This is a genomic window from Streptomyces sp. NPDC055400, assembly GCF_053644375.1.
Window position 1 is genome coordinate 233,233 of record NZ_JBSHLM010000015.1, and the last position, 15,189, is coordinate 248,421.

At 70.3% G+C, this 15,189-nt stretch carries 9 protein-coding genes; 8 read left to right on the forward strand and 1 reads right to left on the reverse strand.

Annotated elements, in window-relative coordinates:
• Nucleotides 1–102 precede the first annotated feature (102 nt).
• The 3 genes from dxs (at nucleotide 103) to ACWIGU_RS33970 (ending at nucleotide 4,881) form a co-directional block, all read left to right on the forward strand.
• Nucleotides 103–2,028, forward strand: a complete 1,926-nt coding sequence (dxs, locus tag ACWIGU_RS33960) for a 1-deoxy-D-xylulose-5-phosphate synthase (RefSeq protein WP_454405503.1) — start codon at nucleotides 103–105, stop codon at nucleotides 2,026–2,028.
• 145 nt (nucleotides 2,029–2,173) lie between these two features.
• Nucleotides 2,174–3,658, forward strand: a complete 1,485-nt coding sequence (locus ACWIGU_RS33965) for an amino acid permease (protein WP_454405504.1) — start codon at nucleotides 2,174–2,176, stop codon at nucleotides 3,656–3,658.
• Between the two features lie 119 nt (nucleotides 3,659–3,777).
• A complete protein-coding gene (locus ACWIGU_RS33970) occupies nucleotides 3,778–4,881 on the forward strand; it encodes a hypothetical protein (RefSeq protein WP_454405505.1) in 1,104 nt (367 codons plus the stop codon).
• Nucleotides 4,882–4,992: 111 nt separating this feature from the next.
• Here the strand turns inward: ACWIGU_RS33970 and ACWIGU_RS33975 are convergent, their stop codons facing one another.
• Complete coding sequence (locus ACWIGU_RS33975) at nucleotides 4,993–6,084, reverse strand: LCP family protein (RefSeq protein ID WP_454405506.1); 1,092 nt, start codon at nucleotides 6,082–6,084, stop codon at nucleotides 4,993–4,995.
• Between the two features lie 488 nt (nucleotides 6,085–6,572).
• On the opposite strand from ACWIGU_RS33975, the gene ACWIGU_RS33980 reads away from it, so the two are divergent.
• Genes ACWIGU_RS33980 through ACWIGU_RS34000 form a run of 5 tightly spaced genes read left to right on the forward strand, consistent with a single transcriptional unit; the run spans nucleotide 6,573 to nucleotide 15,166 of the window.
• The gene (locus tag ACWIGU_RS33980; protein WP_454405507.1) at nucleotides 6,573–8,201 is read left to right on the forward strand and encodes a stealth family protein; all 1,629 of its coding nucleotides are present in this window, start codon (nucleotides 6,573–6,575) and stop codon (nucleotides 8,199–8,201) included.
• 15 nt (nucleotides 8,202–8,216) lie between these two features.
• Entirely contained in the window at nucleotides 8,217–9,833 is a 1,617-nt protein-coding gene (locus tag ACWIGU_RS33985; RefSeq protein ID WP_454405508.1) for a sugar phosphotransferase, read from the forward strand.
• Complete coding sequence (locus ACWIGU_RS33990) at nucleotides 9,830–11,638, forward strand: stealth family protein (protein ID WP_454405509.1); 1,809 nt, start codon at nucleotides 9,830–9,832, stop codon at nucleotides 11,636–11,638. The genes ACWIGU_RS33985 and ACWIGU_RS33990 overlap by 4 nt, the downstream gene beginning before the upstream one ends.
• Complete coding sequence (locus ACWIGU_RS33995; protein WP_454405510.1) at nucleotides 11,635–13,731, forward strand: glycosyltransferase family 4 protein; 2,097 nt, start codon at nucleotides 11,635–11,637, stop codon at nucleotides 13,729–13,731. Before ACWIGU_RS33990 ends, ACWIGU_RS33995 begins: the two co-directional genes overlap by 4 nt.
• A gap of 40 nt (nucleotides 13,732–13,771) precedes the next feature.
• Nucleotides 13,772–15,166 carry a GDSL-type esterase/lipase family protein gene (locus tag ACWIGU_RS34000; protein ID WP_454405511.1) on the forward strand — a complete coding sequence of 465 codons (1,395 nt, stop codon included), beginning with the start codon at nucleotides 13,772–13,774 and terminating at the stop codon, nucleotides 15,164–15,166.
• Nucleotides 15,167–15,189 lie beyond the last annotated feature (23 nt).

Here is a 15,189-nt window from a genome sequence, read left to right on the forward strand (position 1 = left end):
CGTGATGTACAACGCAGAGCCCGGGCGCCGCGCGCCGAGGCGGAACATTAGACTCGACAGGCCCGGCAAAAGCTCGAACAGCTCTATCGCAAGGAGGCACGGGTGCCGCTGCTGACCCGCATCACGGGACCGCGCGATCTGGACCGGCTCAGCCTGGAACAGCTGGACCAGCTGGCCGGCGAGATCCGGACCTTCCTCGTCGACGCGGTATCCAAGACCGGCGGCCACCTCGGCCCCAACCTCGGCGTCGTCGAGCTCACCATCGCGCTGCACCGCGTCTTCGACTCGCCGAAGGACCGGGTGCTCTTCGACACCGGTCACCAGTCCTACGTGCACAAGCTGCTCACCGGCCGGCAGGACTTCGCGAAGCTGCGCACCAAGGGCGGCCTGTCCGGCTACCCCTCGCGCGCCGAGTCCGACCACGACGTGATCGAGAACTCGCACGCCTCCACGGTCCTCGGCTGGGCCGACGGCCTCGCCAAGGCGAACGAGGTGCGCGGCAAGGACGACCACGTCGTCGCCGTGATCGGCGACGGAGCCCTCACGGGCGGCATGGCCTGGGAGGCCCTGAACAACATCGCGGCCGCCAAGGACCGCCCCCTCGTGATCGTCGTCAACGACAACGAGCGCTCGTACGCCCCCACCATCGGCGGCCTCGCCAACCACCTGGCCACCCTGCGCACCACGGACGGCTACGAGCGCTTCCTGGCCCGCGGCAAGGACCTCCTGGAGCGCACGCCGGTCGTCGGCCGCCCGCTCTACGAGACCCTGCACGGCGCCAAGAAGGGCCTCAAGGACTTCATCGCCCCGCAGGGCATGTTCGAGGACCTCGGCCTGAAGTACGTCGGCCCCATCGACGGCCACGACATCGAGGCCCTGGAGTCGGCCCTGGCCCGCGCGAAGCGGTTCGGCGGACCGGTCATCGTGCACTGCCTCACCGAGAAGGGCCGCGGCTACAAGCCCGCCGAGCAGGACGAGGCCGACCGCTTCCACGGCATCGGACCGATCCACCCGGACACCGGCCTGCCCATCAAGGCCTCGGCCGCCAGCTGGACGTCCGTCTTCGGCGACGAGATGGTCAAGCTCGGCCACGACCGCGAGGACATCGTCGCGATCACCGCCGCGATGCTCCAGCCCGTCGGCCTGAAGAAGTTCGCCGACGCCTTCCCCGACCGCATCTACGACGTCGGCATCGCCGAGCAGCACGCCGCCACCTCGGCCGCGGGCCTCGCCACCGGCGGGGTGCACCCGGTCTTCGCGGTCTACGCGACGTTCCTCAACCGCGCCTTCGACCAGGTCCTCATGGACGTCGCGCTGCACAAGTGCGGCGTCACCTTCGTCCTGGACCGGGCCGGCGTCACGGGCGACGACGGCGCCTCGCACAACGGCATGTGGGACATGTCCATGCTCCAGGTCGTCCCCGGCCTGCGCCTGGCCGCCCCGCGCGACGCCGAGCAGTTGCGCGCCCAGCTGCGCGAGGCCGTCGAGGTCGACGACGCGCCGACCGTCGTCCGCTACTCGAAGGGCGTCGTCGGACCCGCGGTCCCGGCCGTGGGCAGGGTCGGCTCCATGGACGTGCTGCGCAGGGCGTCGGCGGCCAGGCCGGACGTGCTCCTCGTCTCCGTCGGGGCGCTCGCCCCGATGTGCCTGGAGATCGCCGGCCTCCTCGACAAGCAGGGCATCACCACGACCGTCGTCGACCCGCGCTGGGTCAAGCCGGTCGACGAGGCGCTCGCGCCGCTCGCCGAGCAGCACCGCGTCGTCGTCACGGTCGAGGACAACTCCCGCGTGGGAGGCGTCGGTTCGGCGATCGCGCAGGCCCTGCGCGACGCGGGCGTCGACGTACCGCTGCGCGACTTCGGCATCCCGCCGCGCTTCCTCGACCACGCCTCGCGCAAGGAGGTCATGGCCGAGATCGGCCTCACGGCCCCCGACATCGCGCGTCAGGTCACCGGTCTGGTCGCCAAGCTGGACGGCCGCTTCGAGCGCGCCACGGCCACGGACGCCGTGGAGCCCGCGCGCGACTGACCCTCCAGAGGCTGCTCCATGGGCCGGTCCCACCACGCAAGGGTGGTGGGACCGGCCCATTCGCGTGAACGCGCCCGCGCCGGGGCATGCGGAGCGAAAGCCCCCTCGATCATGTCGAGGACGACAATGCGTGGGAGGTACGCCCGTGAGCAGCACCCTCTTCAGGACGAAGAAGGTCGAACAGTCGATCTTGGACACTGAGGAGCCGGAGCACGCACTCAAGAAGTCGCTGTCCGCTCTGGACCTCACCGTGTTCGGGGTCGGTGTCATCATCGGCACCGGCATCTTCGTCCTCACCGGCAAGGTCGCCAAGGAGAACGCGGGCCCCTCGGTGGCGCTCGCGTTCGTCGTGGCCGGCGTCGTCTGCGGCCTGGCCGCGCTGTGCTACGCGGAGTTCGCCTCCACCGTCCCGGTCGCCGGGTCCGCCTACACCTTCTCGTACGCGTCGCTCGGCGAACTCCCCGCCTGGATCATCGGCTGGGACCTGGTCCTCGAGTTCGCGCTCGGCACGGCGGTGGTCGCCGTCGGCTGGTCCGGCTATGTGCGTTCGCTGATGGACAACGCGGGCTGGCATCTGCCCGAGTCGCTGAGCGGGCGGGACGGGGCCACGGGGTTCGGCTTCGACATCCTCGCCGCCGCCCTGGTCCTGGTGCTCACCGTCATCCTCGTCCTCGGGATGAAGCTCTCCGCCCGCGTCACCACGGTCGTCGTCGCCGTCAAGGTGGCCGTCGTCCTCATCGTGATCATCGCGGGCGCCTTCTTCATCACGGCCGACAACTACAAGCCCTTCATCCCGAAGGCGCAGCCGCAGGAGGCGGGCAGCAGCATCCAGTCCCCCCTCGTGCAGCTGATGTTCGGCTACACGCCCACCGACTTCGGCGTCATGGGTATCTTCACCGCAGCCTCCGTCGTCTTCTTCGCCTTCATCGGCTTCGACGTCGTCGCCACCGCCGCCGAGGAGACGAAGAACCCGCAGCGGGACATGCCGCGCGGCATCCTGGGCTCCCTCCTCATCTGCACGACTCTCTACGTGGCGGTGTCGATCGTCGTCACGGGCATGCAGAAGTACAGCGAGCTGTCCATCGACGCCCCGCTCGCCGACGCCTTCAAGGCCACCGGGCACCCCTGGTACGCGGGTGTCATCAGCTTCGGCGCCGCGGTCGGCCTGACGACGGTCTGCCTGATCCTCCTCCTGGGCCAGACCCGGGTGTTCTTCGCGATGAGCCGCGACGGTCTGCTGCCCCGCTTCTTCTCCGTCGTCCACCCGAAGTTCAAGACCCCGTACCGGCCGACCATCCTGCTCGGCGTGATCATCGCGATCCTGGCCGGGTTCACCAGCCTCAGCGAGCTCGCGGAACTGGTGAACATCGGCACGCTCTTCGCGTTCGTCGTCGTCGCGCTCGGCGTCATCATCCTGCGCCGCACCCGCCCCGACCTGCCCCGCGCCTTCCGCACCCCCCTGGTGCCGTTCATCCCGGTCCTGTCGGTGCTCGCGTCCCTGTGGCTGATGCTGAACCTGCCCGCGGAGACCTGGATCCGCTTCGCCGTCTGGATGGTGCTCGGCTTCATCGTGTACTTCGTGTACGGGCGCTCGCACAGCCGGCTGGGCAGGGAGGCCGGACAGTCCTAGGCGGCCGTGACACCCGGTAACGCTGTGGGGACGGATTTCGCTGAGGCATATGATGTGGCGAATTCATGGTTTCCCTGCGCACATGCCGGGCGTGAGGTTGACGGAAGGTGACGGCGGTCATGCGGGGCAGAAACGCTATCGACGAGCGAACCGATGACCACGGCGCCGAGCGTCGTACCGCCACCGGTGCCGCCGACGGGCGTTGGCTGACACGGGGCAAGGATGGCAGGCTCACCGCGTACGCGCTCACCGAGGGCGGCATGCTGCGGTGGACCGAGGTGACGCCCGGCGGCCCCCGGTGGACAGGGCCCGACTTCCTCCCCGGCACCCATCTCGGCCACGTCACCGTCGTGCAGGGCGCGGACACGTACGTGCACTTCCTCGGCCGCCGGGTGAAGCCACGGGCCGACGGGGGAGTGGACGTCGACGTCGTGCACGCCATCCAGTACCAGACGGGCAGGCCGGTCACCGAGTGGCGCTCGCTCGGCAACCCGCACAAGGACCGTGCCAAGGGCGCCCGGTTCGGTGTGCCGGTTGGCGCCGTGAACTCGAACGGCACGGTGCACGTCTTCGCCCGAAACGCCGGCGGCGGCCTGATGATGCGCCGTGAGGACAGGAAGGGCAGCTGGGAGGCGTGGGCGGACCTGAAGGGCAGCGGCCTCAGCGACGGAATAGCCGCCGTCCCCACCTCGGCCGGACGCGTCGAGGTCCTCGCCCCGACGCGCAACCCCGTTGCCCCGCACTGGTACCAGACCGAGACGGACGGCGAGTTCCACCAGTCCCCGAACGTCCCGCTCTCGGCGCCCGCCGACGGCGTCGTCGGTCTGGAGACGGGCCCCGACCGGCTGACTTACTACTGGAACGACACGGGCGGCAACGGGATCGTCGCCTACCGGCCCGGCAGTTGGGCGATCCCCCTGGGGGGCGCGCCCGCGCCCAGCCCGGTCGCCGCGCTGCGCGCCAACCTCGACGGCTACGACTGCACGGTGCTCGCGCATCGCGGGGTCGACGACCAGATCATGCTCGCGGCCTGTGTCTCCGAGAACGAGAGCCAGGGGCTGTGGTGGTCTCCCACGGGTGAGCAGGCCGTGGGCGCACCCGCGTTGGCGGTGGACGCCCTCGGCCGCGTGGTCCTCGCCGTCATCGGCAAGGACGGGGCGCTCTACGTCGCGCGCCAGCGGCGCGAGCCGGGCCTCGCCCTGGAGACCTCGGTCCGCGCCTGACGCCGTACCGCCCGCAGTCGCGGTCCCGTCAGGCGACGGGACACGCCACGTGAACCACGAAGCGTCCTGCCCGGAGAGATCCGGGCGGGACGCTTCGTTCGTGACGGTGGGTCAGCCGCCCGTGGCGGGCGACTTCTTCGCCGACTCCGGGACGGGCTCGCCGGCCCGCAGCGCCTTCCAGAGGTCGTGCGCCTGCGGTTCGGCCGCGACGACGCGGTTGGGGTCCTGCTTGTCGTACGCCACCGGGAGCATGATCGTCTCCATGGTGTTGGGGTCGACGCCCTGCATGCTGCGTCCGAAGTCCGCGAGCGACGTCAGTGAGTCGAGGCCCGAGTCGGTGGTGAGCGACGAGGTCAGTTTGTCGGCGATCTTGTACGTCTTCGTGGGGCTGCCGAGCAGATCCTGCTTCTTGATCTCGCTCAGCAGCGCCAGCATGAACTGCTGCTGCAGGCCTATGCGTCCGAGGTCGCTGCCGTCACCGACGCCGTGCCGGGTCCGGACGAAGGCGAGCGAGTCGGTGCCGTTCAGCTTGTGCGTGCCCGCTTCGAGGTCGAGGCCGCTCGACTTGTCGTGAATGGGCTTGTCGACGGTCACCGTCACGCCGCCGATGGCGTCGACGAGGCCCTTGAAGCCGGCGAAGTCGATCTCCATGTAGTGGTCCATGCGGATGCCGGAGATCTTCTCGACCGTCTTCACGACGCAGGCCGGACCGCCCGTCGAATAAACGGAGTTGAACATCACGCGCTGTGCCTGGGGCAGAGACTTGCCCGAGGTCGTCGTGCACGCCGGGCGGGTCACCAGGGTGTCGCGGGGAATGCTCACTGCGGTCGCCCGGCTGCGGCCCTGCGGGATGTGCACCACGAGGGCGGTGTCGGAGCGGGCTCCGCTGACCTTGGCGCCGTCGAGCGCGGAGTTGGCGCCCGCGCGCGAGTCGGAGCCGAGCACCAGGATGTTCTGGCCGCTGGTCGGAAGCTTCTCGGGGCGGTCGTCTCCGAGAGCCTTGTCGATGTCGACGTTGTTCAGGTTCGAGTTGAGGCTGCTGTACATCCACCAGGCTGTGCCGCCGAGGGCGAGCAGTACGAGCACCAGGCCGAGGACGATCCAACGTCCCGTCCGGCGCTTGCGCTTGGGTTTCTTCTTACGCCGGTCGGGCGCCGCGCGCCGGGCGCCGCGCGCACCGGAGTCCGTCAGGGTGTGCGACATGCCAGGAGGCCTCTCTCCGCTTTCGAATTCCGATACCCGAGGTGCAGGTGGGACTGGGCTCGGGTGGGGGGAGGCGGCCGGCCCGGGGCTTTGCGTGGATGTCGATGCACTATAGACGTATTTTCGAATCCTCAGACTCGGCTTCTGTTCTTTCCCTGTTCATGCTGTCCGCTATGTCATGAGGTAAGGCTAGAAATCCGATTAATGCAGACATGTGGGCTGTGTTGACACCGGCTGAGTCGGCACCTGAAGATGTGCCCAGCCTGTGAATGTCGGTCATTTGTTGGCACAATTCAGGCTTGATCAGGCTTGATCGAAGTTTTTTAAGGCAAAAGGCAAACGACTCGGGGGGGTCGCGCACGCCAGGACCTGAGGTTCGCCGCAGGTCCACGCCTGCGTTCCGTGATGGAGGAGTTGTTGTTGTCCGAGTGGCTGAGGCCGAGCGCCGGGGGGTATCAGGCGGCGCGATACGCCGGGGGGCGAGCCGCATGACGACCATCCCTGGGCCCATCACGTACTCGGACGCGTGGAACGTCGCGCCGCAGTCCGTCCCGCCCCGCTCCGGTGTGCCGGCGCAGGTTCCCTCGTACCCGCAGGCCGAGACGCCGCACGAAGGCGCGTACGTAGAGACCTCGGTGACGCCGCTCGGCGCCCGCGAGGCCAACCGCTCGACCGTCGCCGCGCTGCTCGACGCCGAGGGCATCCCGCACTTCGCCGTCCGTGGCACGTCCGACCACGGCACCGTCATCGCCGTCGCCGAACCCGACCGTGATCGCGCTCTCGGGGCCGTCTTCCGCGGCCTGGGGCGGTTCCCCGGTCACCTCAGCGTCATCGCGCAGGACCCGGTGCGCGCCCCCAAGCCCCTCCCTTCCGGGGACCCCAGCGCCTGGCGGGGCGTGCGCGACGCCGCCGCGATCCAGGTCAGCTGGTACCGCACCGACCCCGGCGGCCACCTGCTGCTCGGTCACGAGTACGGGTGCGCCATCGAGTTCTGGCGCTGGCACGGCGGTCACCTCATAGCCCCCCGTGCCAACCGCGTGACCTGGTCCGTCTGGGGCGACCAGCCCAACGTGGCCGGACCCGCCCGCCTGTTCAGCCGCTTCGTCTCGGACGCGACGCCCGCGCACCTGGCACCCGCCCTGCCCACCCGGCAGGAGTTCCAGGTGCCCATGGCCGAGGACATCGACTTCCCCGTCGACGCGGTCTACACCTGGGTCGACGGCAACGACCCGGCCTGGCAGCGCCGCAAGGCCTCCGCGAAGGGCGAGGTCTACCACGCGGAGTCCGCCAGCGACGCGCGCTTCATCAGCCGCGACGAGCTGCGCTACTCGGTGCGCTCGCTGTACATGTTCGCGCCGTGGATCCGGAACATCTACATCGTCACCGACGACCAGGTGCCGGAGTGGATGCGCGAGGACCTGCCGGGTTGCCGCATCGCCACTCACCGCGAGATCTTCCGCAACCCCGCGGACCTGCCCACGTTCAACTCGCACTCCATCGAGAGCCAGCTGCACCACATCCAGGGCCTGTCCGAGCACTTCCTGTACTTCAACGACGACATGTTCATCGGCCGGCCCGTCGCACCCCACGCCTTCTTCACGCCGTCCGGCACGGCCCGGTACTTCCCCTCCCGCAACCGGATCCCGCAGGGCCCGGTCGTCGAGACCGACACCCCGGTCGACGCGGCCTGCAAGAACAACCGCGCCCTCCTGCGCGAGCGGTTCGGCAAGGTCATCACCCAGCCCATGGAGCACATCCCCTACGCCCTGCGGCGCAGCGCGATGGACGAGGCGGAGCTGGACTTCCCCCGGGCCTGGGCCCGCACGTCGGCGAGCCGGTTCCGCGCGATGACGGACCTGTCACCCACGTCGTCGTTCGCCCTCTACTACGCGGCGATGACCGGCCGCGCCCAGACCGGCTCCATGCCGTTCACCTACCTCCAGCTCGCGGTGCCGGACCTCGCGGACCGGCTGCAGCGCCTGCTGGACGGCCGCAGCCAGGATTCCTTCTGCCTCAACGACGCCTTCTCCACACCGGAGGACATCGAGGCGCAGCAGGAACTCCTCGACGGATTCCTGAACGCCTACTTCCCCACGCCCAGCCCCTACGAGCGATGAAACGGAGTTCATGAAGTGTCCGACTCGACGTCCATGAGCTCCGCCGCACACGTCTACCAGCGGATCGTTCCGCAGCCGGTCCGCTCCGTCGCCGCTCACAGCGTGCCGCCCCGCGTACGGCGCAAGGTGAAGGGCGGGCTCGCCAGGACCCTCAACCGCCGTGAGGCCCGGCTGCACCGGCGCGCGCTGCGCCGCGTCCGCAGGTCCGATGCCATCAGCGTCTCCGAGCGCCGCGTCGCCGCACCCGACGGCCGGATCGGCCACGTCCACACCGGGGTGACCGCCGACCTCGCGCGCCGCCTCGACCACGATCTCGTCACCTACGCCCTCGACGCGGCCGGCATCCCCTGGTTCACCGTGCCCGCGCTCGACGACCGCCGCGTCTGCATCGCCGTGGAACAGCGGGACAAGGGCCAGGTTCGGCGGGTACTACGCGCGTTGCTGGAGGAACACACCGGCTATGTCGTCTCGGTGTCGCCCTCCGCGAACGACACCGCGACTGTCCCCGGCAGCCACATCAAGGCGTGGAAGAACTACGGCAAGGCCAAGGTCGTACGGCTCACCTGGCTGCGCACCGACCCCACCCAGAACCTGTGGGTGGGTGACGATCAGGGCGTCGAGATCGAGTTCTGGACCGTCAACGACGAGCTGGCCGACGAGCGCCTCGTCGGGCCGCGCCCCAACCGCGTCCAGCGCGTCGTTCCGCGCGACGCCCTGGGCATCGAGATCGCCTTCGACCGCCTCTGCGCGTACTCCGACATCGACGGCGACGCCGAACCCACCATCACCCTCGAGGACTTCGACATACCGCGCCTCGAGGAGATCACGTTCCCCGTCGACGCGGTGGTCCTGTGGCAGCACCCGACCCCCTGGGGCGAGGAACTGCTCCGCGCGACCCTGCGCTCCCTGCATCAGTACGCGCCCTGGATCGACCTCGTACACGTCGTCGCGCAGGCTTCGCCCCCGCACTGGCTGCGCGCGGACGAACGGCTCACCGTCGTCCCCGCGGGCGCCGGCGCCACCTCCCAGCTGCACCGGCTTCCCGACGTCGCCGAGACCTTCCTGCTGATGCGCCCCGGCGCCCTCCTCGGCCGTCCGGTGCGCCCCTTCGACTACTTCACGCCGCACCGCGAGACCCGCCCCCGCAAGGGGCTGTGGACCGCCGAGGAGTCCTTCCAGCAGTGGCCGCGGGCCGCCCTCGGCGCCACCGGGCGCGCCGTGTCGCACGGCTACGCCTCCGGTCCGCAGCCGCACTCGTGCCAGGCCCTCGGTCGGCTCGCGGGCGTCGGCATGCTGCTCGTTCCCGGCCCCGACGACCAGCGGGTGCCCACGCTCCCCGGCACCCACCCCGGCGACGGACTCGCGCACCACTTCGCCCACTGCTCCGGGCTCGCCGACCCCTCCGGCGAGGCCACCGTCGCGCTGCACGCCGCGTTGCCGCACATCGGCCGTCGCCTGGAACGGCTCCTGGTGCGGCGCGACACCCAGCAGATGCACTTCTTCGGACTCGGCAGCGACGACGCGCTGGCCCACGGCGGCACCGACGCCGTCATCCGCTTCCTCCACCGCTACTTCCCCGTGCCCAGCCCCTTCGAGCACGGCGGCCCAGACGACCCGGACGACCACACGTGAGCAATGGCAACCCCGAGGCATCGGCGGCGGTGGGCGTATACCGCTCCCTCGTCCCCGCCTCCCTCAGACGTCGCGTCGCACGCCGCGTGCCGGCGCGGCTGCGCATGGCCATCAAGCGCGTGCTGCGCCGCTTGACGACCCTGACCCTCGGTTTCCGTTTCGTCCGCGGGGTCCGGGCCCGGCGCGCCTGGCCGCATCTGTTCGGCGACGGCGAGAGGCTCGCTGTGCTCGCCGACCGGGGCGCGCAGATCGCCCTCGTACGCCCCACCACGTCGCCGCTCGGGCTGCGCGAGGCCAACCTCGAACTCGTCGTCTCGCTCCTGGAAGCGGCGGGCATCGACCACTTCGTGGTGCGCGGCACCTCCGAGTTCCGCTCCACGCTCGCCGTCGCCGCGACCGACCGGGCGCGGGTGGCCGACGTCCTCGTGGGTACCCGCGCCTCCGCGCCCGTGTACATCGTCGCCTGCTACGGCGCGGCCCAGCGGGGCAAGCCCGTCCTGTGCGCGTCACGCGGCGGACGGCGCATCGCCCGGACCGCGCCCGTCCTGCGCACCGGCATGGTGTGGAGCGACCCCGGCGCCTCGCTGGTCCTCGGCCTGGAGCACGGCTGCGACATCGAGTTCTGGCACGAGAGCGAGGGCCGCCTCGTCGCCCCCCGCCCCAACCGGGTCACCGAGGACATCGCCCTCGACGAGCCCCGGATCAGCGTCCCCATCAGCCGCCTCACCGGCTTCGCCGCCCTGCACACCCGGCGCACCCGGTCCGTGCGCACCGTCGCGGCCTGCGCCCAGCCGCTGCCCGAGGACGTGCGCTTTCCCATCGACGTCGTCTACACCTGGGTCGACGGCAACGACCCCGCCTGGCAGCGCAGGCGGGCGGGTATCGAGGACGGCGGCTACCACGCCGAGTCCGCCAACGCGGCCCGCTACATCAGCCGGGACGAGCTGCGCTACTCCCTGCGGGCGCTGGAGCAGAACGCCCCCTGGGTGCGGCACATCTACGTGGTGACGGACCAGCAGCGTCCGGCATGGCTGAACGAGCGGGGCTCGCGCATCACCGTCGTCGACCACTCCCAGATCTTCGACGACCCCGGCGCCCTGCCCACCTTCAACTCACACGCCATCGAGAGCCAGCTCCACCACATCGACGGCCTTTCCGAGCACTTCCTCTACTTCAACGACGACATGTTCCTCGGCGCGCCCGTCACCCCCCAGGACTTCTTCCTCTCCAACGGCGTGACCCGCACCTTCTTCTCCCCCTCCCAGCTCCCCCGCTGGGACGACGCGTCGGGGGACAGGCCGGTGGACGCGGCGGGCAAGAACAACCGCCGCCTCATCCTGGAGAACTTCGGCTCCGCGATCGTCCAGAAGATGCGCCACGCGCCGTACGCCCTGCGCCGCAGCGTCCTCTACGAGATCGAGAGCGAGTTCAGGGACGCGCACCTCGGCACGTCCCACAGCCGGTTCCGCAGCACGACCGACATCTCCATCCCGTCGTCGCTGTACCACTACTACGCCTACTTCACCGGCCGAGCGGTCCCCTCGGACATCGCGTTCGCGTATCTCGACCTGGCCAGGCCGGAGATCGCGCGCCGCCTGGGGATCCTGCTGGCCCGGCGGGACCGCCAGGCGTTCTGCATCAACGACACGGTCTCCGACACGTTCGACGTGGGGCGCCAGGGCGACATGGTGCGGGACTTCCTGGAGTCGTATTACCCCGTGCCGAGCCCGTTCGAGAAGCAGCACGCGCCGCTGATCCCCACGCAGCGTGTTCCCCAGCAGCGGAAGGAGAGCGAGATCCGATGAAGATCTCCTTCCTGATCAACAACATCTACGGCATCGGCGGCACCAACCGCACCGTCATCAACCTCGCCGAGGCCCTCGCCGTCCGCCACGACGTCGAGATCGTCTCCGTGTTCCGGCGCAGCACCGCCACGAAGTTCGAGATCTCTCCGCGCATCACCGTGCGCGCCCTCGTCGACCTGCGCCCCGGATCCTCCGACCGCGACGCGCCCGGCAGCGGCGAGCCGAGCGAAGTGGTGCCGCGGCAGGAGGAGTTCTACGCGCAGTACAGCAAGTTCAGCGACCAGCGCATCATCCAGGACCTGGAGCGCACGGGCGCCGACGTCGTTATCGGCACCCGCCCCAGTCTCAATCTCTTCGTCGCCGAGTTCACCCGTGACAGCACGCTGCGCGTGGCCCAGGAACACATGACACACCTGGCGATCCCGCCCGCCGTACGGGCCCGCATGGCGCAGGTCTATCCCCGCCTCGACGCCATCACCACGGTCACCGAGGCGGACGCCCGCTCCTTCATGGAGAACACCCCCATCCCGGGCATCCCCGTCGTCGGCATCCCCAACAGCGTTCCGCAGCCCGCCGTCGCGCCCTCGGACTGCGCGCACAAGGTCGTCGTCAGCGCGGGCCGCATGCACCACATCAAGCGCTACGACCTCCTGATCCGCGCCTTCGGTCTGCTCGCGGACGAGTTCCCCGACTGGCAGCTGCGCATCTACGGCGACGGCGGTGAAGCCGCCAAGCTGCGCGCCCTGGTCACCGAACTCGGCCTGGCGGGACGGGCATTGCTCATGGGCGGGTTCTCGCCGATCGAGTCGGAGTGGGCCAAGGGCTCCATCGCCGCGGTCACCTCGAGCGCCGAGTCATTCGGCATGACCCTGGTCGAGGCCATGCGCTGCGGCCTGCCCGTCGTCTCCACCGACTGCCCGGTGGGGCCGCGGGAGATCCTGCGCCACGGCGAGGACGGCTTCCTCGTACGGACCGGTGACGCCGAGGCGATCGCCCAGGGGCTGCGCCGGCTCATGGCCGACGACATGCTCCGGACCCGCATGGGTGCGAACGCGCTGCGCAACTCGGCCCGTTACGATCCCGAGGCCGTCGCGACCACCTACGTGGACCTCTTCGAGGATGCCGCGAGCCGCCGCGCCGCCGCAGAACGCGGCTACCGCAGGCCCGCCGCGCCGCGCGAGGCCACGCACGCCGAAGCGACCGTGCCGCCCGTGTACATGGGAGCGGCGCGCGCCGACGTCACGAGCGACGACGCGGGATGGCTGCGGTTCTCCGTCGACGGGCCGGCCGACGGCAAGCGTCGCTGGCAGTTCGTGCTGCGCCACAGCCCCTCCGACGGGCAGCCCCTGCCCGACATGGAGCTGCGGACCGTCCGCAGGCCCCTCGCCAACGGCGGCACCCGCTACGGCGCCGCACTGACCCCCGCCGCGCTCGACGAACTCGGCGACGGCCGCTGGCGCGTGACCATGCGCTCCGCCAAGCACGAGAACGTCCACCTCAAGGCCGGGCTCCGCGACACCCGCGCGCTGATCGACGCCCGGGCCCGCCTGCTCTCGCATCCCGTGGCGGGTCAGGTCGGCTGGAACCTTCCCTACGCTCAGCCGAACGGCAAGCTCATGCTGCGCACCGTGGTGCGCGCGACCCACGTGGAGTGCACGTCCGTCGAGGTGAGCGACGACGGCATCGTGCTCACGGGCGTGCTGTGCGGAGGGCTCAGGATCCAGCCGGGCGCCCTTTTCGTACTGAGCCGCCGCGGCCTCCACGCGCTCAACTTCACCGTGCCCGTACAGGTCCTCGGCAGCCATTCCTTCCGCGCCGAGGCCCCGGTCCGCCGCGTCGTCGACCACCGGCTCGAGCGGTGGGAGGACTGGGATTGGTGGCTGCAGCCCGATCCGCACGACCGCGCGAAGGTGCGCATCTGCCATGTGCTCGAGGACTTCCCCGACGTCAAGAGCGCCTTCGCCTACCCGGGCGTCCCGCTGGTCGGCGACGAACCGTCGGAGTTCTCCGCCGTGCACCCGGCGAAGCCCGTGTGGGTGAGGCCGTACTGCTCGGCGTCCGGCGCCATGGCCATGAACGTCGTGGACCGATGACGTCTTTCCGGCACCGACCGATCCGCGGACGGAGACGAAAATGAACCGCACGCTGTTTGTCCTCGGGGACTCCGTACCGGCTCCCCGTACGGAGGAGGAAGCCCCGATGGCGGGGTGGGGCCAGAAGATCCAGGAACTTCTGGTGGGCCCGATCGAAGTGGCCAACTACGCCCGCAGCGCGATGACGACGCGCAAATACTTCACGCAGCGACTGCCCGCCCTGCTCAACCGGATGAGCCGCGGTGACATCGTCCTCATCGGTTTCGGCTGCGTGGACCACATGATCCACAACGGCGCGCGGTACGTCCCGGTCCCCGAGTACCAGGAACTCCTGCGGCTCTTCGCCGCGTACGTGCACGACCAGGGCGCAGTGCCGGTCCTGGTCACGCCGATGGCGCGCTACGCGTTCTCGGCGCAGGGCGAGGTGCTCAACACCCTGGGCGACCACCCCCGTGCCATGGCCGAGGTCGCCGCGCGGCTCGGCGTGCCGCTCGTGGACCTGACCACCCGCACCATGCAGCTGTGGTCCCAGCTCGGGCCGACGCGACTGCGCCAGTACTTCTGCTGGACGGACCCGGGCGAGCACCCGCTGCACCCCGACGGAACGATCGACTCGGCTCATCTCAACCACACGGGAGCGTTCGAGGTCGCCCGTCTGGTGCTGGCCGAACTGTGCAACCTCGGTGTCCTCGACAAGTCCGAGGTGAACGTCCCCGCGCTCATGGAGCCCCTGATGGTGCCGCCGGTCTCCGGCGAATTCACCGTCCAGGCACCGGAGTCGGCCCTTCGTTACGGCCAGGGGACCGGCCCGGCCCCGGTGATCACCAAGCCGGCTCAGGGAGGGCTCGCCGGAGCCATGGTGAAGTTCTCCGGGAACGCCGCGTCCGGCACGGACTATCTGCTCTTCTTCGAACAGGGCCGGTACATCGGCGGTACGAGCGTGGGCGGCGCGGGGCAGTGGAGCTGGCGCCGCTCGGTGAACTGGGAGGCGGGCGAGCGACTCGTCCAGTGCGTGGGACTCCGCGGCGACGGCGTCTCGGCTATCGCGGAGCACCGCTTCACGGTGCTGACCGACGTGCCGAGCCCACTGGTCACGGCCCCCGCCGAGGGGGCTTTCACCGGGCCCCGCCCCCGCTTCTCCGGCAGGGTGCAACCGGGCGTCACCAAGGTGGTGCTGATGGAGCGGGGCGTCCTGATCGGTGCGACCGGCGTCGACGACCAGGGCGAGTGGGCGTTCAAGCACGCGCACGCCTGGCGGCCCGGAACCCACACGATCGAGGTGATCGCCCTCTTCGGCGCGGCCGAATCGGCGCCCGCGCCCCACACGTTCAGGGTCGTCGGCATCCCCGACGACAGCCCGATTCGCAGCCTTGGGGTCACCCGCCACGCGTGTGGTGACGTATGCGAGCACAGGCCGTTCACCGGAGACTGGTAGACGGTTCGGCACCGGCAGGGAGA